Genomic DNA, 23041 nt, shown 5'->3' with positions numbered 1-23041 from the left:
GTGCTGGGACATCTACCTCTAGGAGCCTCGATGAGTCAGATGGAGGAGCAGGCGGAGACGCTGCTCGCGGCCCTCGACAAGCTTCCGCCCTACCGGGGACTGAGCTACCGCGGATTCGTCGAACAGCTGCCGTCTCGTCCCCAGCGGGCCAGCGTCAGCACCGTCCTGGTGGCGACGTCCAAGGACCCGCGCGTCGCGACCGGCGGCTTCACCACGCCGGGCGTCTACGCGATCATCGGGAACCGCGGCCGCGAGCTGACGAGCCTGAGCCGCCATCCCGCCGAGCGGGAGATCGTGTTCCGTCCGGGCAGCATGTTCCTCCCGATCGAGCGCTTCGACGTGGATGGCCTCGAGGTGGCCACCGTCGAGGAGTTGGATCCCGACGTCGATAAGTCGGCGCCGCCGTCCTTCACCCTCGAGGAACTGAGGGCTCAGGTGCGACAGAACATTGCGGAAGCACGCGCCAAGCCTGCGCTCGCCGGTGTCACCCCGGGCAAGTTCGTCGGCGGCTTGAGCTGACGCTCACGCAGCGCCGTCGGCGCCGAGCACCGCCCTACTTGGTGGGGCCGCCGCCGAACATGATCTCGTCCCAGCTGGGGACAGACGCCCGACCCTTGCGCTTCGTACGCCGCACCGGCGCCTCGGTCGTCTCCGTGGGAGCCGACTCGGCTTCGGGCTGCTCCGAGAGGGTCTCCGCGACTGGCTCGGCCGCGGGCTGCGGCTCGGTCGGCTCGTCGGACTTCGGTGCGGGCGCACTGGGCTTGCTCGACGGGGTGTCGAACAGGTAGGCCTCGACCGGCATGTCGATCAGCGGCGTTTCCACCGTCGGCTCGGTCGCACTGACCTCCTCGACGTGTGCAGCGGGCTCTGCCGGGGCGGCCGGCTCGATCTCATGCATCGGCTCGATCGGCGCGGGCTCGAACGCCTCGACCGGCTGCAGCCGACGCAGACGCGCCGCCTCGAGGTCGTCGCGCACTGCCGGCGCCGGCGCCTCGGCGATCTGCTCGCCGACAAGCCAGCGGGCGTCGTCGTTGTCCAGCGAGACGTAGTTCCCCGGGATGTCGAAGGTCAGCTCGGCGGTGCCGGCACGAGCCGGCAACTCGTAGGCGCCGATCAGCTTCCAGCGACCGTCGTGGCGGCGGTAGGAGTCCCATGTGACCGCACCGGCGATCGCGTCGGGCTCCAGCTCGAAGCCGCGCAGGTGTGCGGCGACGGCATCGCCGAGTGTGCGGACAGCTGACGCTTCGCCGGGTCGGCGGCGTACGGATGCCTTCTGCGCGCGCTGTGCGGTGTGCTCGCGCTCGGCGAGGACCGGTGCGGCGAAGGGCATGATCTTCTCGACCGTGCTGCGGGCCGCCTCGGCGACCTGCTCGGGGCTCTCTCCCGCGCGGATCCGAGCCTGGATGTCGCGGGGGCGCAGGGCGCTTTCCATCGGGACCTCCGTTCGGCGGGACTGCTCCTGGGGTGCGGCGGGACGCAGGCTCGGGTCGAGCTCGAGGGTGAACTCGCGACCCTGCTCATCGACCAGGATGGCGCGCCGCCCGTCGCGGGTGACTGAAGCGAGCGTGACAGCGACCGGACGCGTATCCGCGTCCAGCTCCGGCTGGGAGGCCGGAGGCGTCAGGGGCAGTTCTTCAGCCGGCATGATGCGAGTCAGCCTACGGCACCGGGTACGGCGATCCGACGTGGCACACCGGCGTGCCTGCGCCTTTCTACGACGCCCGTGCTGGAACCATGACGCCGTGGCACCTGAGCACTCCACCACCCTCGTGGTCCTCGACCTGTTGGGCATCTTCATCTTCGGCATCTCAGGGGCGCTGGTGGCGGTGCGCAAGGAGTTGGACGTCTTCGGCGTCGTGGTGCTGGCCTCCTGCACCGGCCTGGGTGGCGGATTCATGCGCGACGTCCTGATCGGTGCGACCCCGCCCGCCGCGCTGAACGACTGGCGCTACCTGATGGCGCCGGTCGTGGCCGGTCTGCTGACGTTCTGGTTCCACCCCACGCTGGGCAAGATGGAGCGCTCGATGCTGGTGGTCGATGCACTCGGCCTGGCGCTGTTCGCGCCTGCCGGAGCGCTCAAGGCGGTCGACTTCGGCCTCGGTTTCCTGCCGGCGACCCTGCTCGGCATGGTCACCGGCATCGGCGGCGGCATGCTGCGCGACATCCTGGCCGGGCGGGTGCCGCTGGTGCTCAAGCCCGGGGTCCTCTACGCGATCCCCGCGCTGGCCGGATCCGCGGTCGCGGTGCTCGGTCTCAAGATGGGGTTGCACGACGCCGCACCCACGGCGGTCGGTGCGCTCGTCGTGGCGATCTGGCGGCTGCTGGCGATCTGGCGCAACTGGCAGGCGCCGATGCCGCAGGGTCCGGCGTCGGTCTGACCGTTGGCCGAGCACGCCCGCAGAGTTCGCCCGCCGAGCTCGGCGAGGCGCCTCGACAAGCTCGGCGGACGGTGGCTCGGCGACCGGCGAGTGGCTCAGGCCCCCAGCACGCGCCGCAGGTAGTCGTTGGCGAAGACGCGGTCCGGGTCCAGCCGGTCGCGCAGCGCCACGAACTCCCCGAAGCGCGGGTAGGCCGGCGCCAGATCCGCGGCGCTCCGGGTGTGCACCTTGCCCCAGTGCGGCCGGCCGTCGGCCGCCTTGAGGATCGGCTCCACCAGCCCGAAGTAGGCGCGGTGCTCGGCCGCCTTGTGGGTGTGGAACGCCAGGTAGAACGAGTCGCGCTCGGACGCGGTCGACAGCGGTACGTCGTCGGCGGGCGCGACCCGCAGCTCGACCGGGAACGAGATCCGCAGGTCGGAGGCGTCGATGACGCGCCGGCACTCGCGCAGCACCTCCAGCCCGTCGGCGCGCGGGACGGCGTACTCCATCTCGCGGAAGACGACCCGACGCTCGGTGGTGAAGACGCGGTGGGAGATGTCGGAGTAGGTGCGTGCCGAGAGGAGCGAGGCGTTCATCCGGTTCATCCGCGGGATCACGCCGGGGGCGAGGTTGGCTGCGGCGGTGAGGGCGCCGAAGGCGGTGTTCTGCAGGAAGTCGTCGTCGAACCACGCCCTGGCGCGGGGGAGCGGCTCGATCTCATCGAGCGAGGCGAGTCGACTGTTCTGCTTGGTCAGCAGCCGATCGGTGTGCGGGAACCAGTAGGCGTCGACGTGGTTGGCCTGCTGGGCCATCGCGTCGAACGAGCCGTGGAACTCCGTCCACGACATCGGCTGCTCGGTCGCCTCCAGCGCGAACAGCGGCTCCACCCGGAACGTCACGTCCACCAGCACGCCGAGGGCGCCCAGGCCGACGCGGCCCAGCTCGAAGACCTCCGGATTCTCGGTGGCGCTGCAGGGGAGCACCTCGCCGGTCCCCGTGACCAGGGTGAATCCGGCCAGCTGGGCGGCCAGCCCCGAGGCGACGCCGCCCGTGCCGTGGGTGCCGGTGGAGACAGCGCCCGACAGGGTCTGCTCGGCGATGTCGCCCATGTTGTGCAGCGAGAGGCCGAGGTGCTCCAGCGCGGCGTTGAACGCCTTGAGCTGCATCCCGGCGCGTGCCGTGACGGTCAGCGCCTCGCGATCCACGGCGAGGATCCCGGTCATGCCGCCGGGGAGCAGGTGCACGCCATGGCCCGGCGAGGCGATCGCGGTGAAGCTGTGACCGGTGCCCGCGGCCTTCAGCGTCGTGCCGCCCGTGCGAGCCGCGACGACCTCCGCCACCACCTCATCGACCGACGTCGGTGTGACCACCCGTGACGGTGTGGCGTGCTCAAGTCCTGACCAGTTGCTCCAGCCCATGTGCCGCAGGTTAGCGGTAGCCAAATACGATGAGCGGCATGGACGTCTCGCCGTGCGACCCCAGCCCGTATGACGCTGTGCTCTTCGTTTCCTTCGGCGGCCCCGAGAAGCCGGAGGACGTGGTGCCGTTCCTGGAGAACGTCACCCGCGGCCGCGGTATCCCGCGCGAACGGCTCGAGGAGGTCGGGAAGCACTACTTCGATCGCGGCGGTCGCTCGCCGATCAACGACCAGAACCGAGGCTTCCTCGAGGCTCTGCGCGCCGACCTGGCCGAGCACGGCATCGACATCCCGGTCTACTGGGGCAACCGCAACTGGGATCCCTACCTGACCGACGCGATGGCGCTGATGAAGAGGGATGGCGTACGCCGGGCGGCGGTCTTCACCACCAGCGCGTACGCGTCCTACTCCTCCTGCCGCCAGTACCGGGAGAACCTGTTCGAGGCCCGCGAGGCCATCGGCGGCGGGATCGTGCTGGACAAGCTGCGGCACTACTTCAACCACCCGGGCTTCACCGAGCCCGTCGTCGACGGCGTCCTCGAGGCGCTGCAGACGCTGCCCGAGCAGGTGCGCGACCGGGCGCGAGTCGTCTTCGTCACCCACTCCATCCCGACCGCGATGAACGTCGCGTCCGGACCGCCGGACCAGGGTGGAGGCGCGTACGTCGCCCAGCACCTCGACGTGGCACGCGTGGTCATCGATCGGGTCGCGGCGGAGACGGGGACCGCCCATCAGCACGAGCTGGCCTTCTGCTCGCGCTCCGGTGCCCCCCACATCCCGTGGCTGGAGCCTGACATCAACGACCGGCTCGAGGAGCTGGCTGCTGATGGCGTCCCGGCGGTGGTGCTGTGTCCGGTCGGCTTCGTCTCCGACCACATGGAGGTCGTCTACGACCTGGACACCGAGGCTCTGGCCACCTGCGAACGACTCGGTCTGCCGGCGGCGCGCAGCGCCACGGCGGGGAACGACCCGCGGTTCGTGGCGGCGGTGCGCGACTTGCTGCTGGAGCGGGCCGCAGTCGAACGCGGCGAGGCCGTTGCCCGCACCGCGCTCGGCGACATCGGTGCGCTGTGGGACCGCTGCCCGGTGGGTTGCTGCGCCAACCAGCGCGCGGAGAAGCCGACCCTGACCGGGATCGGAGACCCCGCATGAGCGCCGCATCCAGCAACCCGTCCGGCACCGAGCTGCTCGCGCTGGCCCAGGAGGCCGCCCGTGCTGCCGCCGACCTGGTCCGTGAGCGCGCCGCCCGCACCGTCGAGGTGGCGGCGACCAAGTCCACCGACACCGACGTGGTCACCGAGGCCGACCGGGCCAGCGAGGACCTGATCCGCCGCATCGTGGCGGCCAAGCGGCCCGACGACGCGTTCCTCGGCGAGGAGGGCGACGACGTCGAGGGCAGCTCCGGGGTGCGCTGGATCGTCGACCCGATCGACGGCACCGTCAACTTCCTCTACGGCGTCCCGCGCTACGCCGTCTCGATCGCGGCCGAGCGGGAGGGTCCCGACGGTGAGCGCAGCGTCGTCGCCGGCGTGGTCATCGACGTACCGCGCCGGATCGAGTTCACCGGCTACCGCGACGCGGACGGGGCGATCGTCTCCCGCCGTGACGGCAAGCCGATCGGCGTGGCTGAGCCGGCTCCCCTCGGCAAGCGCCTGATCGCCACCGGCTTCGGGTACGCCGCCGCCCTGCGCCGGCTCCAGGCACAGTGCCTGGTGCGGCTGCTGCCGCAGGTGCGGGACATCCGCCGGGCCGGATCATGCGCCTTGGACGTCTGCGATGTCGCTCAGGGCATCTTCGACGGCTACCTGGAAGAGGGCGTGCACCTGTGGGACCACGCCGCCGCCGGTCTGATCGCCGAGGGCGCCGGCGCCCGGCTCGAGGTTGCCACCGGCCTGGGCGGAGGACGACTGCTCTTGGTCGCGCCGGAGCACGGGTTCGACGAGCTGCGGGCCGCCGCTCTGGGGTCGGGCTACTTCGCTGAGGAGTGATGGCCCCGGCGGCGTTCTCGGCGTACCGTCGGCCGCTCGGACGGGTCCGACGACAGCGTGTGCGGAACCCGAGTCCTTCCCCCTGAGAGGGGAATAGCGGTGCGTCACCAGATGTTCACGCGTCGATCCCGGTACCAGCGTGCATGAACCGGCACCCATAGGGCACAATCACGGCCTCACTGGGGCCGATGGGGACAGCTGGCCGGGCAGACGATGCTGGGTAGGACCACGAAGGGGAGTGACGCATGGCGACTGACTACGACGCACCGCGGAAGAACGAGGAAGAGCAGTCCGAGGAGAGCATCGAAGAGCTCAAGGCGCGCCGTCACGACAAGAACTCCGGCAAGGTCGACGAGGACGAGGCGGAGGCCGCTGAGTCCTTCGAGCTCCCGGGCGCCGATCTGTCGCACGAGGAGCTTGCCGTCGAGGTGAAGCCGAAGCAGGAGGACGAGTTCACCTGCATGAGCTGCTTCCTGGTGCACCACCGCAGCCAGCTGGCAGACGCGAAGCGGATGATCTGCAAGGACTGTGCCTGAGGCATAGCGCCACCAACGACACTGGGCCCCACCGAGGTGGGGCCCTACGTCATTTCGCTGTCACGAGAACGCCGTGAGCGCGCGGCGAGCTCGACCTTATCGGCCGTCCTCGGCGAGCTGCGGCGGCAGGTGCCCGGTGGACTTCACGTAGTAGTGGGCGGCCCGGCGCTGCGCGAACATCTTGATCATCGCCACCGTCGCACCGGTCAGGGCCGACCAGGCGACGGCCTCCCAGAGCTCGACATCGGGATCGGCGGGGTTGATCGGCGGGTTGCGCTTGGTGCTCGACTTCCAGAACTTGTTGAGCAGCACGCTGGCGCCCCGGGCGGCGACCAGGCCGGAGAGCAGGGCCATGGCGGACCAGGCCTTGGAGTTGGGCGCGACGGCCGACTTCTTCTTCCCCATGGCCTCACCCTAGGGCATCCACGGTGGCCCGATACCGACCGCTGTCCGCTGTCAGCTTTCCCGGACGATTGGTTAGGCTCGGTCCTCAGACAAGTTGCGGAGGGGAGCGCTCGATGGTGATCGTACGGCGCGAGCCGCTGGCCGAGCAGGCCGCAGAGCTTCTGCTCGGTCGCGTGCGGGCCGGGGAGTGGCAGCTGGGCGAGCGCCTGCCAGGTGAGACCACCCTGGCCGTGCAGCTGGGGGTGGGTCGCTCGACGGTGCGCGAAGCGATCCGACAGCTCGCCGGGCGAGGGGTGCTGACCTCACGTCAGGGCGCCGGGGTCTTCGTGACAGCGCTGGACGTGCCGGAGGACTGGGACGCGGTGCTGCGCCGGGTCGACATCGTCTCGGTGATCGAGGCCAGGGTCGCGATCGAGTCCGAGGCCGCGGCGCTGGCTGCACGGCGGCGTACGCCGGCCGAGCTGCGCGCGATCCGTCGCGCCCTGGACACCCGCGGAGCGCCCAGTCCGTCTCTCGAGCATCACGTCGACTCCGATACCGCCTTCCACCGCAGCATCGTCAGTGCGGCGCACAACGCGATTCTGATCGAGCTCTTCGACGGCTTCGTGCCGCGGCTGCGCCAGGCGATGGTGGAGATGCTGCGGTTGCGGCCGAATCCGGCACGCGACCGCGACGACCACCTCGACCCGGCCGACCACACCGCCCACGTCCTGTTGTTCGAGGCGATCGCGGCCCGCGACGCCGACGCCGCCGCCGAGCTGAGCCGCGCCCACCTGCTGTCCATGAAGGAGAGTCTTCGATGAGTCACCCCGTCCTCGAGCTGCGCAAGGTCACCTTCCGCCGCCAGGGCAACCAGATCCTGCACGGCATCGATCTGACGGTGCGGGCCGGCGAGCACTGGGCGCTGCTCGGACCCAATGGCGCCGGGAAGAGCACGATCCTCGGCTTCTGTGGCGCGCAGTCCCATCCCACCTCGGGCACCGTCGACGTGCTCGGGCGCCGGCTCGGCCGGGTGGACCTGCAGGAGCTGCGCCGGGTGATCGGGCACGTGAACCCGCGGCACGCGCTGCGCTCACCGCTCACCGCCGTCGAGGTGGTCCTCACCGGCCTCACCGGCACGGTCGAGCAGCCGCTGCGCTGGGCGCCGAGCGCGGAGCAGCAGGAGCTGGCTCGCTCGCTGCTCGCAGATGTCGGACTCGCCGGGCGCGTGAACGCCTCCTGGATGACCATGTCGCAGGGCGAGCGCGGCCGGACCCTGATCGCGCGCGCCCTCGTCTCCCGGCCGCGACTGCTGCTCCTGGACGAGCCGACCACAGGCCTGGACGTCGCCGCCCGTGAGCAGCTGCTGGAGACCATCGGGGCGCTCGCCCGCTCCGAGCCGGGCCTCGCCTCGGTGCTGGTCACCCACCACCTCGAGGAGCTGCCGGTCAGCACGAGTCACGCCCTGGTGATCTCGCACGGCCGCACGGTCGCTTCCGGCCCAGTATCCGGGGCGGTCAACACCCGCACGATCAGTCAGGCATTCGAGCACCCGATCCGAGTCGAGCGGGAGCGCGGCCGCTGGAGCGCACGCTCGGAATGGCGCGAGGACCGCGACACCTCCGGCGTACCTGACGTCGGTGACGAGGAGACCGGCGCGGCCTGAGGGCTCAGCGACCGGTCAGCGCGAGCCGGCGGAGAGCGCCTCGATCGCCGCAGCCAACCGGTTGGGGTGGCGGGTGCAGATCAGCCAGTACGGCGCCGGGTCGGCCGGGTCGTCGATCTCCACCTTGACGGCTCGGCTCAGGTAGGGCCGCAGCAGCAGGTAGGCGCGCGCGTCGGCCTCCACGCCGGCGATCCGGCGGGCAGCCTCCGGGTCGAGTGGCTCGACGGCGCCGAGGTAGCGCGCCTCGATCCGGGCCCGACCGGCACGAAGCGTCCCGTCCGAGACCACGATCCGGCTCGCCCCGTAGGCGTAGAAGGCCAGCACCAGTAGCACGAGGATCGCCGCGGTCAGGCCGCACGCGAGCGCGAACGGCATCGAGACGATCATGGCCAGCGCTAGCGTGGCCTCGAACATGATGCCCTGGACCCACCAGCGCAGCGGCACGCTCAGGCGCTCGTCGTATCCAGGGATGCTCACGAGGGGAGAGTTTTTCATCCCGCCCTCGCCGGTGCGAGATAGGGTCCGCCCCGTGCCTGACGCTAGCCCTGGTCCGACCGTGGACATAGCTCTCCTCCGCCTTGATGCCGATCTGGCGGTGCCAGCCTATGCGCACCCCGGGGATGCGGGTGCAGACCTGGTCACCACGGTCGACATCACGCTGGCCCCGGGGGAGCGAGCACTGGTGCCCACCGGGATCGCGATCGCGCTGCCGCACGGCTTCGTCGCGCTCGTCCACCCGCGCTCCGGCCTGGCCGCTCGACACGGCCTCTCGATCGTCAACACCCCGGGCACGGTGGACGCGGGCTACCGTGGCGAGATCAAGGTCCTGCTGATCAACCTCGACCCGCAGGAGACCATCGCGCTCCGCCGCGGCGACAGGGTCGCCCAGCTGGTCATCCAGCGCGTGGAGACCGCCCGCTTCGTGGAGGTCGAGGTCCTTCCTGACTCGGTCCGGGGCGCGGGAGGCTACGGTTCTACCGGAGGGTTCTCGCAGGGCTGAGCCTGCGGGAGAAGTCGTCAGAGAGAGCAGTCCGTTGAAGTTCCGCCGCAAGTCCAGGACCGAGGGTCAGACCGAGGTCGCCGAGACCACTGCCGAGACCGCCGGGGAGGCCGCGGGCGACAACGCGGCGACCATCGAGAGCGTCCAGGCGTCGAGCGGCCCGCGCGGTCCCTACGACGTCGACGAGATCCCCGCCGATGCCACTGCGATGAACCGGGTCGACCTCGGCTCCCTTCACATCCCGGCGGTCGAGGGTCTCGAGCTGCGCCTCCAGGTCGACGAGAGCACGGGCCAGATCGCGGCCGTCCTGCTCACCGGTGAGGAGGGGGCCATCGAGCTGCGTGCGTTCGCCGCGCCTCGCAACGGCGACCTGTGGGGCGAGGTGCTGCCGCAACTTGTCGCCGACGTGCAGCAGCGCGGCGGCCAGGTCGTCCAGCGCGACGGCAACTTCGGTCCCGAGCTGGTCTGCCAGCTCAGCGTGACCATGCCCGATGGCCAGGAGGGTGTGCAGCCCTCCCGGATCCTCGGCATCAACGGCCCGCGCTGGCTGCTGCGGGTGACGTTCCTCGGTCGCCCGGCGGTCGAGCCGGAGGTCGGCGAGGCCTGGGAGCAGGTGCTGCACCACGTCGTCGTCAGCCGCGGCAAGATCGCCATGCCCAAGGGCGAGGCCCTGCCGATCGTCATCCCGCCCGAGGCGCAGCAGGTGGTGGAGGCGTGAACACCCCCTTCAGCTGCTCGCTGCACTCCGCTTCCAGCGAGGAGCTGGCATGAGCAAGGGGCGGCTGCGGCAGACGCTGAGCAACTGGGCGAACAACGAGGACCAGCATGCGCGCGACCTCCAGGAGGAGTACGCCGACGCCGGGGTCACGCCGATCGCCGAGGCGCCCGACCGGGAGCTGCTGCGCCTGCGCGGCACGCTGCGGACCGTCACCCTGCGGCCTCGCGGCGGCGTACCTGCACTGGAGGCCGAGCTGTTCGACGGCACTGACGTGGTGACGGTGGTCTGGCTGGGCCGGCGTCGCATCGCCGGGATCACGCCGGGGCGCTCGCTGCAGGTGCAGGGCCGGATCGGTCGGCACGACGGCATGCGCACGATCTACAACCCCCGCTACGAGCTCATCCCGTGAGTGACGCCGCGGCCGATCCTGGGACTGACGCGATGACCGATCCCGCCCCGCAGCCGGGCGCCGACGCCGATCACCCCGACCACCACGTCGACGTCGAGACCGTCGAGGCGGTGGTGCGCCGCCAGATGTCGGCATCGCTCGGCGGCCGTCGCGGCATGCTGGAGGCCGGCCTGCCCGGGCTCGCGTTCACCGCCGCCTGGCTGATCGTCAAGGACATCCGGGTCGCGCTGATCGCCGGCGCCGCCCTCGCGGGCATCGCGCTGGTGCTGCGGCTGGTGCAGCGCTCCACGATCCAGTACGTCGCGAACGCCATCGTCGGGATCGCGATCGGCTGGCTGGTGGTCCACATCGCCCGGGGGATGGGTGGCAGCCAGGAGGATCAGGCACTCGCGTTCTTCGTTCCGGGGGTCGTGATCACCGGTGTCTACACCGTGGGCCTGGTGCTGAGCTGCCTGGTGCGATGGCCCGCGATCGGTTTCATGGTCGGCAGCGTCGCCGGCGATCCGCTGGAGTGGCACGAGAACCGTCAGATCGTCTCGCTGTGCACCCGACTGACCTGGCTCTTCCTGGCCCCGGGGGCGATCCTGGCGATCGTCGAGGGGATCGTGATCCTGCTCGGCTACGGCGGAGCGATGCACAAGGACGCCGCCGTGCTGGTGCTCGGCATCATCCGGCTCGGGATCGGCTGGCCGCTGCGGCTGGTCGCCTGGGGCGGAATGGTCTGGCTGCTGGCGCGGAACGCGACTCCGCTGGAGAGTTGAATCGGGCCTCCGTCCCGGTTGATTCGGGCCTCCGTCCCGGTTGAATCGGGCCTCCGTCCCGGTTGAATCGGGCCTCCGTCCCGGTTGAATCCGGGATGTCTGTTGCGCGGTGCGGTCGTCCGCGCAGCGCCGCGGGGCAGGCCTACCGCCGCGCGGCGCTCCTTCGTCGCGGCGCGTCGTCCGGCGGCGCCCCTTTTGGCGCTTCGCGACCGCACGCACCGCGCGCGGAGACAGATCGGGCTCTGCACTGCTGCCAGTGCAGAGCCCGATCAGCGGGGTCGATCAGTGGGGTCGATCAGCCGCCGTGGTTGGCGGGGGCGAGCAGCCGTTCGAGGGCGTCCTCGTTCTCGGCAGGTACGACGAAGAGCAGCTCGTCACCGGCCTCCACGGGCTCCTCCGGCGCGGGCACGTAGACGTTGCGGTCGCGCAGGATCGTCACGAGCGCGCAGTTCTCCGGGAGCGGGATCAGCCCCGACGGCTTGCCGACGTACGGGCTGTCGGCCGGCAGGGTGAGCTCGACCAGGTTGGCCTGGCCCTGCCGGAAGGAGAAGAGCCGCACGAGGTCGCCCACGGTGACGGCCTCCTCGACGAGAGCCGACATGATCCGTGGCGTCGAGACGTTGACGTCCACGCCCCAGGCCTCGGTGAAGAGCCACTCGTTGTTGGGGTGGTTGACCCGCCCGACCGTCCGCGGGACGCCGAACTCCGTCTTGGCCAGCAGTGAGGTGACCAGGTTGACCTTGTCGTCGCCGGTGGCGGCGATGACCACGTCACAGCGCTCCATCCGGGCCTCCTCGAGCGAGGAGAGCTCACAGGAGTCGGCCAGCAGCCACTCCGCGTCCGGGACGCGCTCGGGGCGGATGGAGTTGGGGTCCTTGTCGATGAGCAGGATCTCGTGACCGTTGGCGATGAGCTCGCGGGCGATCGAGCGACCGACCGCGCCGGCTCCGGCGATGGCGACACGCATGTCGGTCAGCCCTCCTCTGGACCGTGCTTGATGGCTTTGTAGGCGTGCGCTGCGTTCTCCTCGCGCATCACGAGGTGCAGGACGTCGCCCTCCTGGATGACACTCTCGCGGGTGGGCAGGACGCCCTCGCCGAGTCGGTCGATCCAGGCGATCCGGGAGCGGGACTGCTCCTGGAGGTGGATGGTGCGCTGGCCGATCCAGATCTCCGGCGCGGGCACGGAGTCGAGCCGGATCGTGCCGGACATGTCGCGGAAGTCCGGCTCGTTGCCCTGCGGCAGCAGCCGACGGAGCACCTGGTCCGCGGTCCACTTCACCGTCGCGACCGTGGTGATGCCGAGTCGCTGGTAGACCTCGGCGCGGCCGGGGTCGTAGATACGGGCCACGACGTTGCGGATGCCGAACGTCTCGCGCGCCACCCGGGCGGCGATGATGTTCGAGTTGTCGCCGCTGGAGACGGCGGCGAAGGCGTCCGCGCGGCGAATACCCGCCTTCTCCAGCACCTCCTGGTCGAAACCGATGCCGGTGACCTTGTCGCCGTTGAAGGCGGGTCCGAGACGGCGGAACGCTTCCGGCTCGCTGTCGATCACCGACACGGTGTGGTTGCGGTCCTCGAGGCCGCGGGCGAGCGTGGAACCCACGCGGCCGCAGCCCATGATCACGACGTGCACGCGGCTACCGTAGCCGCACTTCGCCCGGGTACGCCTACTTGTCCTCCACACCGTCTCGACAGACCCGAGCGGGCGTCCATGCCCTAGCCTCTTCGTCGTGGGCATGGGCGACGTCTCCAAACGAATTCTGCTGGGCCGCAAGCTGCGCAGCTCGCAGCTGGGCGAGACCCTGCTGCCGAAGCGGATCGCGCTGCCGGTCTTCGCCAGCGACGCGCTCTCGTCGGTGGCCTACGCCCCCGACGAGGTCTTCATCATGCTCTCGCTGGCCGGAGCGTCGGCGTACGTGTGGTCGTGGAAGATCGGCGTCGCTGTCGCCCTGGTGATGCTCACGGTGGTGGCGTCCTACCGGCAGAACGTGCACGCCTACCCCTCCGGCGGCGGCGACTACGAGGTGGCGACCGTCAACCTCGGTCCCAATGCGGGCATCACCGTCGCCAGCGCGCTGCTGGTCGACTACGTGCTGACCGTCGCCGTCTCGATCTCCTCGGGTGTGCAGAACGCCGCCTCGGCGCTCGGCTTCATCCATGGCCACGAGGCCACTGTCGCCACGGTGCTGGTGATCGTGCTGGCGGGCATGAACCTGCGTGGTGTCCGCGAGTCGGGCACGTTCTTCGCGATCCCGACGTACGGCTTCATGCTCGCGATCCTCGGCATGGGCGCCTACGGCTTCATCCAGTACGCCACCGGCTCGCTGCACCCCGTCGAGAGCGCCAACCTGACCGTCGTACCCGACGCCCACCACCAGAACGCGCTGAGCGGTGTCGCGCTGATCTTCCTGCTCGCGCGCGCCTTCTCCTCAGGCTGTGCGGCGCTGACAGGTGTCGAGGCGATCTCCAACGGCGTGCCCGCGTTCAGGCGACCGAAGTCGAAGAACGCCGCCTCCACGCTGCTGCTGCTCGGTGCGATCGCCGTCAGCATGCTGTTGAGCATCATGGCGTTGGCCAACACGATCGGCCTGAAGTACGTCGATCCCGGCGACGTCGGTCGCCTCCGCGACGCGAACGGCAACCCGCTCCCGGCCGGCTACGAGCAGCACACCGTGGTGGCCCAGCTCGCCCGGGCCGTGTTCCACGACTTCCCGCCGGGCTTCTACTTCGTGGTCGCGATGACCGGCATCATCCTGGTGCTGGCGGCGAACACCGCCTTCAACGGCTTCCCGGTGCTCGGCTCGATCCTGGCCCGCGACGGCTTCGCGCCGCGAGCGCTCGGCTCCCGCGGCGACCGCCTTGCCTACAGCAACGGCATCCTGTTCCTCGCGATCTTGGCGATCGTCCTGATCCAGGCGTTCAACGCCGAGACCACCCGGCTCATCCAGCTCTACATCGTCGGCGTCTTCGTCTCGTTCAACCTCAGCCAGCTCGGCATGATCCGGCACTGGACCCGGCACCTGAAGACCGAACGGGACCCTGCGGTCCGCCGGCGCATGCACCGGTCCAGGATCATCAACGCCTTCGGCCTGGGCATGACCGCGGTGGTCTTCGTGATCGTGCTGCTGACCAAGTTCCTCGCCGGAGCCTGGATCGCGATCCTGGCGATGGTCTTCTTCTTCCTGGTGATGAAGAGCATCCGCCGGCACTACACCAACGTGGAGAAGGAGCTGGCTGCCGACGAGGAGGACAGGGTCATGCCGACCCGGGTCCACGCCATCGTGCTGGTCTCCAAGCTGCACAAGCCGACGCTGCGGGCGCTGGCGTTCGCCCAGGCGACCCGGCCCAACGTGCTCGAGGCGGTCACGGTCTCGATCGACGACGCCGGCACCGCCGCGCTGCTGGAGGAGTGGGACGACCGCAACATGGCGATGCCGCTCAAGGTGCTGCACTCGCCCTACCGCGAGCTGATCCGCCCGGTGGTGGACTACGCCACCGCGATCAAGAAGGCGAACCCCCGCGGCGTGGTCGCCGTCTACATCCCGGAGTACGTCGTGGGCCGCTGGTGGGAGCAGGCGTTGCACAACCAGACCGCCCTACGGCTCAAGGGGCGCCTGCTCTTCACGCCCGGTGTCATGGTCATCTCGGTGCCCTATCAGCTGCACTCCTCGGCCCAGCGCGCCCGCGAGCTGCGCGAGGAGATCTGGGTGGCCCCGAGCGACCTGCGGGCCGGCCGCGCCGTCGATACCCGCAACCGTCAGATCGGCAAGTGAGCACCGCCCGCGGCGACCGCCGCCCGCACCACAACCGGGGTCGCCAGGCCCGTGCCAAGCAGGCTCGCGGCCGCTCTCGGGTCGGGGAGCGCTTCGAGGTGACCGCCGGGCCGGTGGCGCACGGTGGCCACGTGGTCGCGCGGGTGACCTCGAGTGCACTCGACGCCGAGGTGCTGGAGACGCGCGTGGTCTTCGTCCGGCACGCGCTGCCGGGTGAGCGGGTCATCATCGAGATCACCGAAGGCGGCGAGGGCGACCGGTTCTGGCGCGCCGATGCCGTCGACGTACTCGAGGCGTCGCCGGACCGCGTCGAGGCTCCGTGCCGATACGCCGGTCCTGGCGGCTGCGGGGGCTGCGACTTCCAACATGTAGCGGTGCCCGCCCAGCGTGAGCTCAAGGCCGCCGTGGTGCGCGAGCAGCTGGTCCGGCTGGCCAGGCTCGACGCCGCCGACCCGCTGGTCGCGGGCCTCGAGGTCGAGGCGGTGCCGGGCGACGTCGACGGGCTGCGCTGGCGCACCCGGCAGCGCTATGTCGGACCGGGCAAGGGGATGCGCAAGTACCGCTCCCACGACGTCATCGCCATCGACGACTGCCTCATCGCCCGCCCCGATGCCCGGGAGTCGTTCGACACCGGGGCAGCGCGCGATCCTCAGGAGACATCCGACCCCCGGACCGTCACGGAGACCGTCAGCGCAGCCGGTACGACGCACGTCTTCGACGTGGCCGCCGACGGCTTCTGGCAGGTGCACCCGGGTGCACCGACCGCCCTGGTCGAGGCGGTGCTCGGTGCGCTCGACCCGCGGCCGGGCGAGTCGGTGCTCGACCTCTACGCCGGCGTCGGCCTGTTCGCCGCCTTCCTGGCCGACCGGGTGGGGGAGTCCGGCCGGGTGGTGGCGATCGAGGGGGAGCCGACAGCCTCGGCGTACTCCCGCCAGAACGTGCCCACAGCGGAGGTGAGCGTCGGCGACGTCGCCGACGTGCTCGACTCCTTCCCGGAGCGGTTCGACCTGGTGGTGCTCGACCCGCCGCGCGAAGGCGCTCGGCGGCCGGTCGTGGAGGCTGTGGCCGACCGTGAACCGCGGGCGGTCGCCTACGTCGCCTGTGACCCGGCGGCGCTCGCGCGTGACGTGGCGATCTTCGCCGAGCACCGCTACCGGTTGACGAGCCTGCGGGGGTTCGACCTGTTCCCGATGACGCACCACGTCGAATGCGTCGCGCTGCTGGAGAAAACCGGCTCTGACCTGCGGTGATGGGGAGACGGGACGACGGACGGCCTGTGGAGCGAGGACGCCGTCGTCCCGTCGCCTGGATCAGCGTCGCTGGTTCACCCGGACGCCCTTGGCCGTCACCTCTCCCGGCGCGTAGCCGCTCTTCTCCGCAGTGATGCGAACAGAGACGCGCGTTCGGTAGTCGGCTGGACGAACGCGGTAGGTGGCGTGGGATGCGTGCGCGATCGCCTTTCCGTTGCGGAGCCACTGATACCTGACCTCCACGCCCTGGACACTCCACGTCAGCTTCGAGACGCGCAGCCTCTGGCCTACACGTGGCTTACCGGTCACATGAGGCCTCTTGGAGGGCCTCAGATGTCCCGCGACGACGGTGACCCTTGAGGAAGGGCCGTTGGCGGTTGCGGAGTCGGCGACCCGGACCGTACGCGGGCCGGTGGCAAGCCGCCAGGCGTTGCCGGCCGTCGACCAGTACTCGAGCTGCCGCTTGCCGACGTGAATCGTCTTCGTCGTCGACCTCCCGGCGCCGAGCATCACTCGGCCGTAGCCGGCAAGGGCGACGGGCGCGAACTGGACACCGGCCGCCTTGTGGGCCGGCGCCCCGAGGTAGACCTGCGGCACGGTTGAGCCGGCCCTGGTCCCGACGTTCTTGACCTGCACCGATACGTTGAAGCCCCCGTCGCTGGCGGATGTGATCCTCAGCCCGGAGTAGGAGAACCTCGCGTAGGAGAGGCCGAAGCCGAACGGGAACAGTGGTGTCTCGTGCTGCGCGGCGTACCAGCGGTAGCCGACGTCGACTCCTTCGGAGTAGTCGGTCTCGCAGTCGGGGATGCTGCCGAAGGTGGACGGTGCGGTGCAGGGCGTGCTCGTGCCCGGGTCGACACCCCGCGAGGAGCGCTCAGGGTGGGCCGGGTCGCTGGCTACGCCTTGAGAGGCCGCGGCCGGCCAGGTGAACGGCAGCCGACCGCTGGGGTTCGCTGCGCCGGTGAGCAGGTCCGCGAACGACCAACCGCCCTCGTCACCGGGGAACCAGCCCTCGAGGACCGCCTTGACCCGTGAGAGCCACGGCATCGCGACGGGTGCGTTCGACTGAAGGACGACGATGGTGTTGGGGTTCGCCGCCGCCACGTCCTCGATCAGCTCGTCCTGGTCGTCCGGGAGCGGCGTGGTGAGGTTGCCGCCCTGTGCATCGGCGTAGGCGAAGACGACGGCGGTGTCGGCGTTCTTGGCGGCCTTGACCGCGGCGTCGTGATTCGCCTGGGCCTGGGTCGGCGTGGTCCAGAACAGGTGGACCTGCACCGGGTCGCCCGACACGTCGGGGGTCTGGGTGATGGTGATGTCGTGGGCGCCGGCGGTCAGGTCGACCGATGCGCGCTTGTTGTTCAAGCCGTCGGTGGTCGGCAGCGGGCCGGCATCTCCGGCCTTGACCGTGCCGTAACGCGGCGCGCCGGTGATGAAGCTGTCGGTGGCGACGACCTGCTTGCCATCGATGGAGACGGTGCCGGTGGTGCCGAGCTCGCCGAAGTTGATCGAGTACGTGCCATCCTCGGGTGCGGTGATCTGGCCGGTCCAGGTGTGGGCAGAGCCTGCCGGCAGGGCGTTGCCCTGGGCGGTCGTGAAGTTCAGCTGGTCGTCGACTGCGGTGTCGCCGGAGGCTGTCGTGGTGCGCAGCAGACCCGGCTGCCCGTCGTGACTCAGCGCTGACGCGGGCACCGGCGTACCGGTCAGGTCGTCTCCCGGCCGGTAGGTGATCGCGGCGTTCGGTGCTGCCTTCTTGAGCGTGTCGACCGTGCCGATCCAGCGGTCAGCGCGCCCGGTCGAGCTCTCCCCGGCGCCGCCTTCGGCGATGGTCTGGCCGGCGCCCGGCCCGATCAGGGCGAGGGCCGACAGTGCCGAGGTGCTGAGCGGCAGGGCGTTGCCGGTGTTCTTGAGGAGTACGGCGGACTCCTCACCGGTCTGCTTGACGACGGTCGCGTTCTGAGTGATCGACTCTGCGGTGACGGTGTGCTTCGACTTGCCGTCGAGCAGGCCGAAGCGGTCGTACTCGTAGAGGATCCGGCCGACCGCGGTGTTGATCTCTGCCTCAGTGATGGTGCCTGCATTGAGCGCTTGGGTGAGGTTGGCCTGCGAGAAGTACTGCGGGATCACGCCGCCGAGTCCATTGCCGGGCATCTCCATGTCGAGGCCCTTGGCCAGGAAGTCGGTGGCGTGGTTCGCGCCCCAGTCGGAAGTGACGAAGCCCTTGAAGCCGAGCTGGCCGCGCAGGATCGTCTGCAGCGTGGTGGAGTTCCCACACGCCGCCGGCCCGTTCACGGCGTTGTAGGAGCACATGATGGAGGCGACGCCGGCGTCGACCGCGTCCTGGAACGGCGCCAGGTAGATCTCGTGCAGTGTCTGCTGATCGACCACGACGTTCCCGCTGGCACCGTCGTAGGCGATGTAGTGCTTGGCCTGGGCCATCACGCCCTGGCTCTGGATGCCCTTGATCTCGCTGGCTCCGGTGGACCCGGTCAGGAGAGGGTCTTCGCCGAACGTGTTCCAGCCGCGCCCCGTCGTCGGGTCGCGGTCGATGTTGATGAACGGCTCCAGCGCGACGTCTTGGCCCAGCGCTCGCGCATCGCGGCCGATGACCTTGCCGTTCTCCTGGGCGAGGGCGTTATCGAAGGTCGCTGCGACGCCCATCGTCGAGGTCATGCCGGTGGACGTGCGCCTGGTGGCGATGCCCGGTGGCCCGTCGGTGAGCCGCAACGAGGGGATTCCGAGTCGGGGAACGCCGGGCAGGTAGCCGGCCTCGTACTCGTTGGTCGAGGCATCCTCACTGGCGCCGGACAGGAGGGTCATCTTCTCGGTCGGCGTCATCTGGGTCAGCAGCTTGTCGACACGCGCGTCACCTGTCACCGCTGGAATTCGCGCGGTGGCGGAGCTGACGGCAGCGGCTGCGAGGTGGGGAGGTGCGGCCGCTGCCGCATCGCCCGCCCCGGCCGTGAGGGCGGCGCCCATCGCGATGGCTGTAGCCGAGGAGGCTACGGCGTACGCGATGTGTCGTGGTCGTGTTGTCATCGAGGAAGCCTTTCTTCAGGGCACTCGGCGGTGAGGGACCAGCAAGAACCCCGCTGACCCTGGCTCGGCACGTGGCCGAGGCAGCATGCGTCGCAGGCTTGAGCGCACGGGTGAGCGCTCCGAGAGCAAGCCCGGATCGGCATGTCTACGGGGGCTTGAGGCGCTGGGTCGCAACGCTCGAACCTCGCGGACCATCGGTTCTCGGACTCTAAAAGTGGCGTGCGTCACGCGTCAATGAGGCTGAAAGAATCCGCTTCATCCCGGGATAAATGACCGATTCATGCATAATCGCTAGGATTGATCTGCCTGCGCCTCGGTGCCGTTGTGGGCTGGAGAGCGGCAGTTCAGCCGTGGTTGGTTGACATGGCCAACCGCTGGCGCACCGAGGCCAGTCCGCCGAGGACCGTGGCGTCCTCACCCAGGGTGCCGGCGAGCACTCGGGTGCTCCGCGCCACGGCATGGCCGGCGCGCGCGTCGATCTCGGCCTCCAAGATCGCGATGACGCGCTCGGCAACGCGTGGGTCGAGTCCTTCGATGACGATGACGTCAGGGTTCAGCCAGATCGAGAGGTCCGCGAGTACCTTGCCGACGTGCCGGGTGGCGTCCAGCAACGCAGGTAGAACGGCGGAGCCGCCGAACGCCGCCCGGGTGAACACGTCGACGAGTTGAAGAGGGCCACTGCCCTCCTGGACAGGCGCCCGCAGCTCGGTGGTGGCGAAGACAGCGGCCAGGCAGCCGGTGCGCCCGCACATGCATCGCGGCCCGTCTTCGACGACGCTCACGTGTGCGATCTCGCCGGCCATGCCGGCCGCGCCTCGACACAGCTCGCCGTTGAGGACCAGACCGGCACCGACGAACCCGTCGTACAGAGTGACGACCACAGCGATGCGGGCTTCGCGGGCGGCGCCCCAACCGTGTTCGCCGACGCTGGCCAGATTGGCGTCGTTCTCCACGACGACCGGGACGCGCAGTCGGTCGGCCAGCTCGACTTCTGGGTCACGGGTCATCCAGGTGGGCAGCCGCTGGCCCCCGCGGATGTGGTGCACCTGGTCGGCGAGCTCCTGGACGCCGACAAGGCCGACGCCGGGCTGGTAGGGGCCTGGGACGGCGAGGGCCACGCCGATCAGGCGGGAGGATGCGGCATCGATGGAGGTCATCGCTGATTGCAGGAGGCTCTCGCTGCACCCGACGAGGTCGAAATCCGCCGAGAGCGGATCGGTGGGGGCTCGAACGTCAGCCACGGTCTTCCCGTCCAGGGTGAGGACCGAGGCTCGAAGCTCGCGGTGCGAGAGCACCAGACACCCGACAAGATCGTCGGAGCTGTTCAGAGCGAGGAGCACCGGCCGCCGTCCCCGGGCCGAACGGTGTGGAGCGGTGACCTCCCGCACCACGCCTTGGTCGACGAGGGTCTGCGCAACCCGGGCGACCGTGGAGCGGGCAAGACCGGTGCGCTTCTGAAGCTCTGCACGTGACTGGGGGCCGTGCACCAACAGCGCAGTCCGGACCGCGCGGACGGCCTTGCCGCTCGGCGCGGTGTCGGGCTCCTCGGCAAGCTCGTTGGTCACGGCGCCACGGTAGCGCCAGTCACTCGGGTGTTCCCCGCGACGATCATGGGCAGCGGAGGGATGGGTGCCTCACACGTCGAACTGGCCCGGTGCCAGGCTGCGGAGTACGCAGAACTCGTTCGCCTCCGGGTCGGCCATCACCACCCACGACTCGGCGCCGGTCTGGCCGACGTCCGCGCGCTGCGCTCCCAACGCCTCAAGCCTGGCGATCTCGTCGGCCTGTGTGCAATCGATCGGCGAGAGGTCGAAGTGCAGACGGTTCTTGACCTTCTTGCGTTCAGGGACCAACGCGAAGAACAGCGATGCTGCGACCGGCTCGCGGCGCACGGCGTCCAGCAGTTGTGCATCGGGCCGACGGTCTGGGCCGATCTCGACGAGGCTGTCGGTGGCTTCGAGGACCGAGTAACCGAGCGCCGCGCACCAGAAGCCTGCGAGCCGGTGGGGATCCATGCAGTCGACGTTGATCTCGGTGAGTCGGGACGTCATGCCTCCCAAGTATCGAGCGAACGGCCCGCGTAGCCCAGGGCGCGGCTCCAGGTGTCCTCGAGCGCCTGCAGCAGCCTGATGTCGTCCTGTTCTGGCACCAGGGCTGAGAGATGCGCAGCCCGCTCCACCATCGCCGAGAGCACCTCGGCGGTGTAGGGCAGGTCGAGGCCTTGTTCGATGGCGCCCTGCTGCTCGAGTCGCTTGAGGTTGCGAGCCATCCGACCGACGTACTGGCGACGAAGGGCGCGCCACGCGGTGCGGAACTCCTCGTCGACAGCAGCGCGCTCCTCGACCAGCTGGAACATCCGGGCATTCTTCCGGTAGAGGCGGAAGAACCGCTGGTTCTCGGCGGTGAAGCGCGCAAGCGGTTCGGTGACGTCGGCCGGTGCTCTCGAGAGGTCGTGCACCTCTTGGAGGAACTGGTCGGCGACGGCGGTGAAGATGTCGTCTCGCGAGGTGAAGTAGGCGTAGAAGGAGCCGTAGCCCACGCCGGCGCGGCTCGCGATCTCGGTGGCGTTCACCTCGCCGAAGCCCTGTTGCTCGAACGCCTCGCGCGCCGCCTTGAGGAGCGCTGCATGCGTCCGCTGTCCGCGGGCGCTCACGGGCTGGCGGACCGGGTCCGACTTGGACGCCTGCGCCTTCCGAACCCCGCTCGTCATGCCCGCCACCTTACTTGACAGATCTGTCGGGTATCCGCACACTCGATACGCAGCGCTTACCTGACACATCTGTCGGGTTTGGAGCGCGAAGGAGAAGCATGGACAAGACCTGGGTGCATTCGGGCGCCTCGCACATGAAGGGCGGCTTCGGCCATGCGCAGGACACGCTGCGGCACCTGTTCAAGAACGTCGGCGAGGACGCTAGGAAGCGGATCACCATCGGCTCCTTCCTCGACCTGTTCCCACACGTGGGTCTGCCGCCGACCGCGGAGCAGTCGTCGTGACCGTTCACGCGGAGCAGCGTGGCCGCATCCTGGTGGTGCGGATCGACCGGGCCGAGAAGCGCAACGCCATCGACGTCGACACGGCGCTGGGGATCGATGCCGCGCTGAACCGGCTCGACGACGATCCCGAACTCTGGGTCGGCGTCCTGACCGGCACGACGTCGCTGTTCTCGGCCGGCACCGACCTCGTCAACGGCCGTGACGCCCGCACGGAGCGCGGCGGTGAGTACGGCCTGATCCGCCGGCAGCGCGCGAAGCCGCTCGTCGCGGCCGTGGAAGGTGTCGCCTTCGGCGGGGGATTCGAGATCGCGCTCGCCTGCGACATCATCGTCGCCGCGAGCGACTGCCGCTTCGCCCTGCCCGAGACGCGGCGAGGGCTGGTGGCGACGTCGGGGGCACTCTTCAGGGCACTTCGAGCACTCCCGCTCCACGTCGCCAAAGACCTGCTGGTCACCGGCGCCGAGCTCAGTGGAGAGCGCGCGTACGCGCTGGGTCTGGCCAGCCGCCTCGCGGAGCCGGGCCACGCGCTCGAGACCGCGCTGGGGGTGGCTGAGGACATCTGTCGCTCGTCCCCGTTCGCGGTCAGGACCACACTCGCGGCCGTCGCCGAGCTCCACCAAGCAGCAGACGAGCACGGATGGCAGGCCACCGCTCGGGCGGCCGAGTCGACGATGGCATCCCAGGACATGCAGGAAGGCGTCGCTGCCTTCCTGGAGAAGAGACAACCTCAATGGAACGGTCAGTGACGAC

Annotated in this window: 25 protein-coding genes; 15 read left to right on the top strand and 10 right to left on the bottom strand. The window is 69.9% G+C overall.

Annotated features, from left to right (window positions below):
• Positions 1 to 30 precede the first annotated feature (30 nt).
• Positions 31 to 519, top strand: a complete 489-nt coding sequence (locus H036_RS0105430) for a hypothetical protein (RefSeq protein WP_017933764.1) — start codon at positions 31 to 33, stop codon at positions 517 to 519.
• A 34-nt stretch (positions 520 to 553) separates the two neighbouring features.
• On the opposite strand, the gene sepH is transcribed toward H036_RS0105430, so the two are convergent.
• Complete coding sequence (sepH, locus tag H036_RS0105425; RefSeq protein ID WP_017933763.1) at positions 554 to 1645, bottom strand: septation protein SepH; 1092 nt, start codon at positions 1643 to 1645, stop codon at positions 554 to 556.
• A 97-nt stretch (positions 1646 to 1742) separates the two neighbouring features.
• Here sepH and H036_RS0105420 point away from each other — a divergent pair, with 97 nt between their 5' ends.
• Positions 1743 to 2378 carry a trimeric intracellular cation channel family protein gene (locus H036_RS0105420; RefSeq protein WP_017933762.1) on the top strand — a complete coding sequence of 212 codons (636 nt, stop codon included), beginning with the start codon at positions 1743 to 1745 and terminating at the stop codon, positions 2376 to 2378.
• A 95-nt stretch (positions 2379 to 2473) separates the two neighbouring features.
• On the opposite strand, the gene H036_RS0105415 is transcribed toward H036_RS0105420, so the two are convergent.
• The gene (locus H036_RS0105415; RefSeq protein ID WP_036487500.1) at positions 2474 to 3775 is read right to left on the bottom strand and encodes a D-arabinono-1,4-lactone oxidase; all 1302 of its coding nucleotides are present in this window, start codon (positions 3773 to 3775) and stop codon (positions 2474 to 2476) included.
• A gap of 38 nt (positions 3776 to 3813) precedes the next feature.
• Between H036_RS0105415 and H036_RS0105410 the strand changes: the two genes are divergently transcribed.
• The 3 genes from H036_RS0105410 (at position 3814) to H036_RS0105400 (ending at position 6298) form a co-directional block, all read left to right on the top strand.
• Positions 3814 to 4926, top strand: a complete 1113-nt coding sequence (locus H036_RS0105410; protein ID WP_017933760.1) for a ferrochelatase — start codon at positions 3814 to 3816, stop codon at positions 4924 to 4926.
• Positions 4923 to 5762 (top strand): inositol monophosphatase family protein, encoded by an 840-nt coding sequence (locus tag H036_RS0105405; protein ID WP_017933759.1) that lies wholly within the window; start codon positions 4923 to 4925, stop codon positions 5760 to 5762. Before H036_RS0105410 ends, H036_RS0105405 begins: the two co-directional genes overlap by 4 nt.
• A 245-nt stretch (positions 5763 to 6007) precedes the next feature.
• Complete coding sequence (locus H036_RS0105400) at positions 6008 to 6298, top strand: DUF4193 domain-containing protein (protein WP_017933758.1); 291 nt, start codon at positions 6008 to 6010, stop codon at positions 6296 to 6298.
• 96 nt (positions 6299 to 6394) lie between these two features.
• Here the strand turns inward: H036_RS0105400 and H036_RS0105395 are convergent, their stop codons facing one another.
• Positions 6395 to 6703, bottom strand: a complete 309-nt coding sequence (locus H036_RS0105395; RefSeq protein WP_017933757.1) for a DUF4235 domain-containing protein — start codon at positions 6701 to 6703, stop codon at positions 6395 to 6397.
• 113 nt (positions 6704 to 6816) lie between these two features.
• On the opposite strand from H036_RS0105395, the gene H036_RS0105390 reads away from it, so the two are divergent.
• Together H036_RS0105390 and H036_RS0105385 are read left to right on the top strand one after the other, a co-directional pair.
• Positions 6817 to 7506 carry a FadR/GntR family transcriptional regulator gene (locus tag H036_RS0105390; RefSeq protein ID WP_017933756.1) on the top strand — a complete coding sequence of 230 codons (690 nt, stop codon included), beginning with the start codon at positions 6817 to 6819 and terminating at the stop codon, positions 7504 to 7506.
• The gene (locus H036_RS0105385) at positions 7503 to 8348 is read left to right on the top strand and encodes an ABC transporter ATP-binding protein (RefSeq protein ID WP_017933755.1); all 846 of its coding nucleotides are present in this window, start codon (positions 7503 to 7505) and stop codon (positions 8346 to 8348) included. The genes H036_RS0105390 and H036_RS0105385 overlap by 4 nt, the downstream gene beginning before the upstream one ends.
• A 15-nt stretch (positions 8349 to 8363) precedes the next feature.
• Here the strand turns inward: H036_RS0105385 and H036_RS0105380 are convergent, their stop codons facing one another.
• Entirely contained in the window at positions 8364 to 8825 is a 462-nt protein-coding gene (locus H036_RS0105380) for a DUF3093 domain-containing protein (protein WP_017933754.1), read from the bottom strand.
• A gap of 79 nt (positions 8826 to 8904) precedes the next feature.
• Between H036_RS0105380 and dut the strand changes: the two genes are divergently transcribed.
• Genes dut through H036_RS0105360 form a run of 4 tightly spaced genes read left to right on the top strand, consistent with a single transcriptional unit; the run spans position 8905 to position 11236 of the window.
• Positions 8905 to 9348: a dUTP diphosphatase gene (gene dut, locus H036_RS0105375; RefSeq protein WP_051068610.1), complete on the top strand. Its 444-nt coding sequence runs from the start codon at positions 8905 to 8907 to the stop codon at positions 9346 to 9348.
• A 34-nt stretch (positions 9349 to 9382) separates the two neighbouring features.
• The gene (locus H036_RS0105370; RefSeq protein WP_017933752.1) at positions 9383 to 10066 is read left to right on the top strand and encodes a DUF3710 domain-containing protein; all 684 of its coding nucleotides are present in this window, start codon (positions 9383 to 9385) and stop codon (positions 10064 to 10066) included.
• A gap of 49 nt (positions 10067 to 10115) precedes the next feature.
• Complete coding sequence (locus H036_RS0105365) at positions 10116 to 10475, top strand: OB-fold nucleic acid binding domain-containing protein (protein ID WP_017933751.1); 360 nt, start codon at positions 10116 to 10118, stop codon at positions 10473 to 10475.
• A complete protein-coding gene (locus tag H036_RS0105360) occupies positions 10472 to 11236 on the top strand; it encodes a DUF3159 domain-containing protein (RefSeq protein WP_017933750.1) in 765 nt (254 codons plus the stop codon). The genes H036_RS0105365 and H036_RS0105360 overlap by 4 nt, the downstream gene beginning before the upstream one ends.
• Positions 11237 to 11531: 295 nt before the next feature.
• Here the strand turns inward: H036_RS0105360 and H036_RS0105355 are convergent, their stop codons facing one another.
• Together H036_RS0105355 and H036_RS0105350 are read right to left on the bottom strand one after the other, a co-directional pair.
• Positions 11532 to 12203: a potassium channel family protein gene (locus H036_RS0105355; RefSeq protein WP_017933749.1), complete on the bottom strand. Its 672-nt coding sequence runs from the start codon at positions 12201 to 12203 to the stop codon at positions 11532 to 11534.
• Between the two features lie 5 nt (positions 12204 to 12208).
• On the bottom strand, positions 12209 to 12856 hold the full coding sequence (locus H036_RS0105350) for a potassium channel family protein (RefSeq protein ID WP_442852438.1): 648 nt from the start codon (positions 12854 to 12856) through the stop codon (positions 12209 to 12211).
• A gap of 118 nt (positions 12857 to 12974) precedes the next feature.
• Between H036_RS0105350 and H036_RS0105345 the strand changes: the two genes are divergently transcribed.
• Positions 12975 to 15011 (top strand): APC family permease, encoded by a 2037-nt coding sequence (locus H036_RS0105345; RefSeq protein WP_017933747.1) that lies wholly within the window; start codon positions 12975 to 12977, stop codon positions 15009 to 15011.
• Complete coding sequence (locus tag H036_RS0105340; protein WP_017933746.1) at positions 15008 to 16261, top strand: class I SAM-dependent RNA methyltransferase; 1254 nt, start codon at positions 15008 to 15010, stop codon at positions 16259 to 16261. Before H036_RS0105345 ends, H036_RS0105340 begins: the two co-directional genes overlap by 4 nt.
• A gap of 60 nt (positions 16262 to 16321) precedes the next feature.
• On the opposite strand, the gene H036_RS21925 is transcribed toward H036_RS0105340, so the two are convergent.
• The 4 genes from H036_RS21925 to H036_RS0105320 form a co-directional block, all read right to left on the bottom strand.
• Positions 16322 to 19297 (bottom strand): beta-glucosidase family protein, encoded by a 2976-nt coding sequence (locus H036_RS21925; protein ID WP_198289901.1) that lies wholly within the window; start codon positions 19295 to 19297, stop codon positions 16322 to 16324.
• Positions 19298 to 19641: 344 nt separating this feature from the next.
• Complete coding sequence (locus H036_RS0105330) at positions 19642 to 20862, bottom strand: ROK family transcriptional regulator (protein ID WP_017933744.1); 1221 nt, start codon at positions 20860 to 20862, stop codon at positions 19642 to 19644.
• Positions 20863 to 20931: 69 nt separating this feature from the next.
• Positions 20932 to 21348: a VOC family protein gene (locus tag H036_RS0105325; RefSeq protein WP_017933743.1), complete on the bottom strand. Its 417-nt coding sequence runs from the start codon at positions 21346 to 21348 to the stop codon at positions 20932 to 20934.
• Positions 21345 to 22007: a TetR/AcrR family transcriptional regulator gene (locus H036_RS0105320; RefSeq protein ID WP_017933742.1), complete on the bottom strand. Its 663-nt coding sequence runs from the start codon at positions 22005 to 22007 to the stop codon at positions 21345 to 21347. The genes H036_RS0105325 and H036_RS0105320 overlap by 4 nt, the downstream gene beginning before the upstream one ends.
• Positions 22008 to 22105: 98 nt before the next feature.
• Here H036_RS0105320 and H036_RS0105315 point away from each other — a divergent pair, with 98 nt between their 5' ends.
• The gene (locus H036_RS0105315) at positions 22106 to 22291 is read left to right on the top strand and encodes a hypothetical protein (protein WP_017933741.1); all 186 of its coding nucleotides are present in this window, start codon (positions 22106 to 22108) and stop codon (positions 22289 to 22291) included.
• Positions 22288 to 23037: an enoyl-CoA hydratase-related protein gene (locus H036_RS0105310; protein WP_017933740.1), complete on the top strand. Its 750-nt coding sequence runs from the start codon at positions 22288 to 22290 to the stop codon at positions 23035 to 23037. Before H036_RS0105315 ends, H036_RS0105310 begins: the two co-directional genes overlap by 4 nt.
• Positions 23038 to 23041: the final 4 nt, after the last annotated feature.

The sequence above is a fragment of the Nocardioides sp. Iso805N genome, assembly GCF_000364605.1.
In the GTDB taxonomy this organism is placed as follows: Bacteria; Actinomycetota; Actinomycetes; order Propionibacteriales; family Nocardioidaceae; genus Nocardioides.
Note: the sequence above shows the minus strand (reverse complement) of the source record. Positions and strands in the feature narration are given on the sequence as shown.

What these genes read in the sequence shown, in the direction of transcription:
- H036_RS0105430 (WP_017933764.1), top strand. Translation starts at nt 31, where the DNA reads ATGAGTCAGATGGAGGAGCAGGCGGAGACGCTGCTCGCGGCCCTCGAC.
- sepH (WP_017933763.1), bottom strand. Translation starts at nt 1,645, where the DNA reads ATGCCGGCTGAAGAACTGCCCCTGACGCCTCCGGCCTCCCAGCCGGAG.
- H036_RS0105415 (WP_036487500.1), bottom strand. Translation starts at nt 3,775, where the DNA reads ATGGGCTGGAGCAACTGGTCAGGACTTGAGCACGCCACACCGTCACGG.
- H036_RS0105410 (WP_017933760.1), top strand. Translation starts at nt 3,814, where the DNA reads ATGGACGTCTCGCCGTGCGACCCCAGCCCGTATGACGCTGTGCTCTTC.
- H036_RS0105405 (WP_017933759.1), top strand. Translation starts at nt 4,923, where the DNA reads ATGAGCGCCGCATCCAGCAACCCGTCCGGCACCGAGCTGCTCGCGCTG.
- H036_RS0105400 (WP_017933758.1), top strand. Translation starts at nt 6,008, where the DNA reads ATGGCGACTGACTACGACGCACCGCGGAAGAACGAGGAAGAGCAGTCC.
- H036_RS0105395 (WP_017933757.1), bottom strand. Translation starts at nt 6,703, where the DNA reads ATGGGGAAGAAGAAGTCGGCCGTCGCGCCCAACTCCAAGGCCTGGTCC.
- H036_RS0105390 (WP_017933756.1), top strand. Translation starts at nt 6,817, where the DNA reads ATGGTGATCGTACGGCGCGAGCCGCTGGCCGAGCAGGCCGCAGAGCTT.
- H036_RS0105385 (WP_017933755.1), top strand. Translation starts at nt 7,503, where the DNA reads ATGAGTCACCCCGTCCTCGAGCTGCGCAAGGTCACCTTCCGCCGCCAG.
- H036_RS0105365 (WP_017933751.1), top strand. Translation starts at nt 10,116, where the DNA reads ATGAGCAAGGGGCGGCTGCGGCAGACGCTGAGCAACTGGGCGAACAAC.
- H036_RS0105355 (WP_017933749.1), bottom strand. Translation starts at nt 12,203, where the DNA reads ATGCGTGTCGCCATCGCCGGAGCCGGCGCGGTCGGTCGCTCGATCGCC.
- H036_RS0105350 (WP_442852438.1), bottom strand. Translation starts at nt 12,856, where the DNA reads ATGGGCTGCGGCCGCGTGGGTTCCACGCTCGCCCGCGGCCTCGAGGAC.
- H036_RS0105345 (WP_017933747.1), top strand. Translation starts at nt 12,975, where the DNA reads ATGGGCGACGTCTCCAAACGAATTCTGCTGGGCCGCAAGCTGCGCAGC.
- H036_RS21925 (WP_198289901.1), bottom strand. Translation starts at nt 19,297, where the DNA reads ATGACAACACGACCACGACACATCGCGTACGCCGTAGCCTCCTCGGCT.
- H036_RS0105325 (WP_017933743.1), bottom strand. Translation starts at nt 21,348, where the DNA reads ATGACGTCCCGACTCACCGAGATCAACGTCGACTGCATGGATCCCCAC.
- H036_RS0105320 (WP_017933742.1), bottom strand. Translation starts at nt 22,007, where the DNA reads ATGACGAGCGGGGTTCGGAAGGCGCAGGCGTCCAAGTCGGACCCGGTC.
- H036_RS0105315 (WP_017933741.1), top strand. Translation starts at nt 22,106, where the DNA reads ATGGACAAGACCTGGGTGCATTCGGGCGCCTCGCACATGAAGGGCGGC.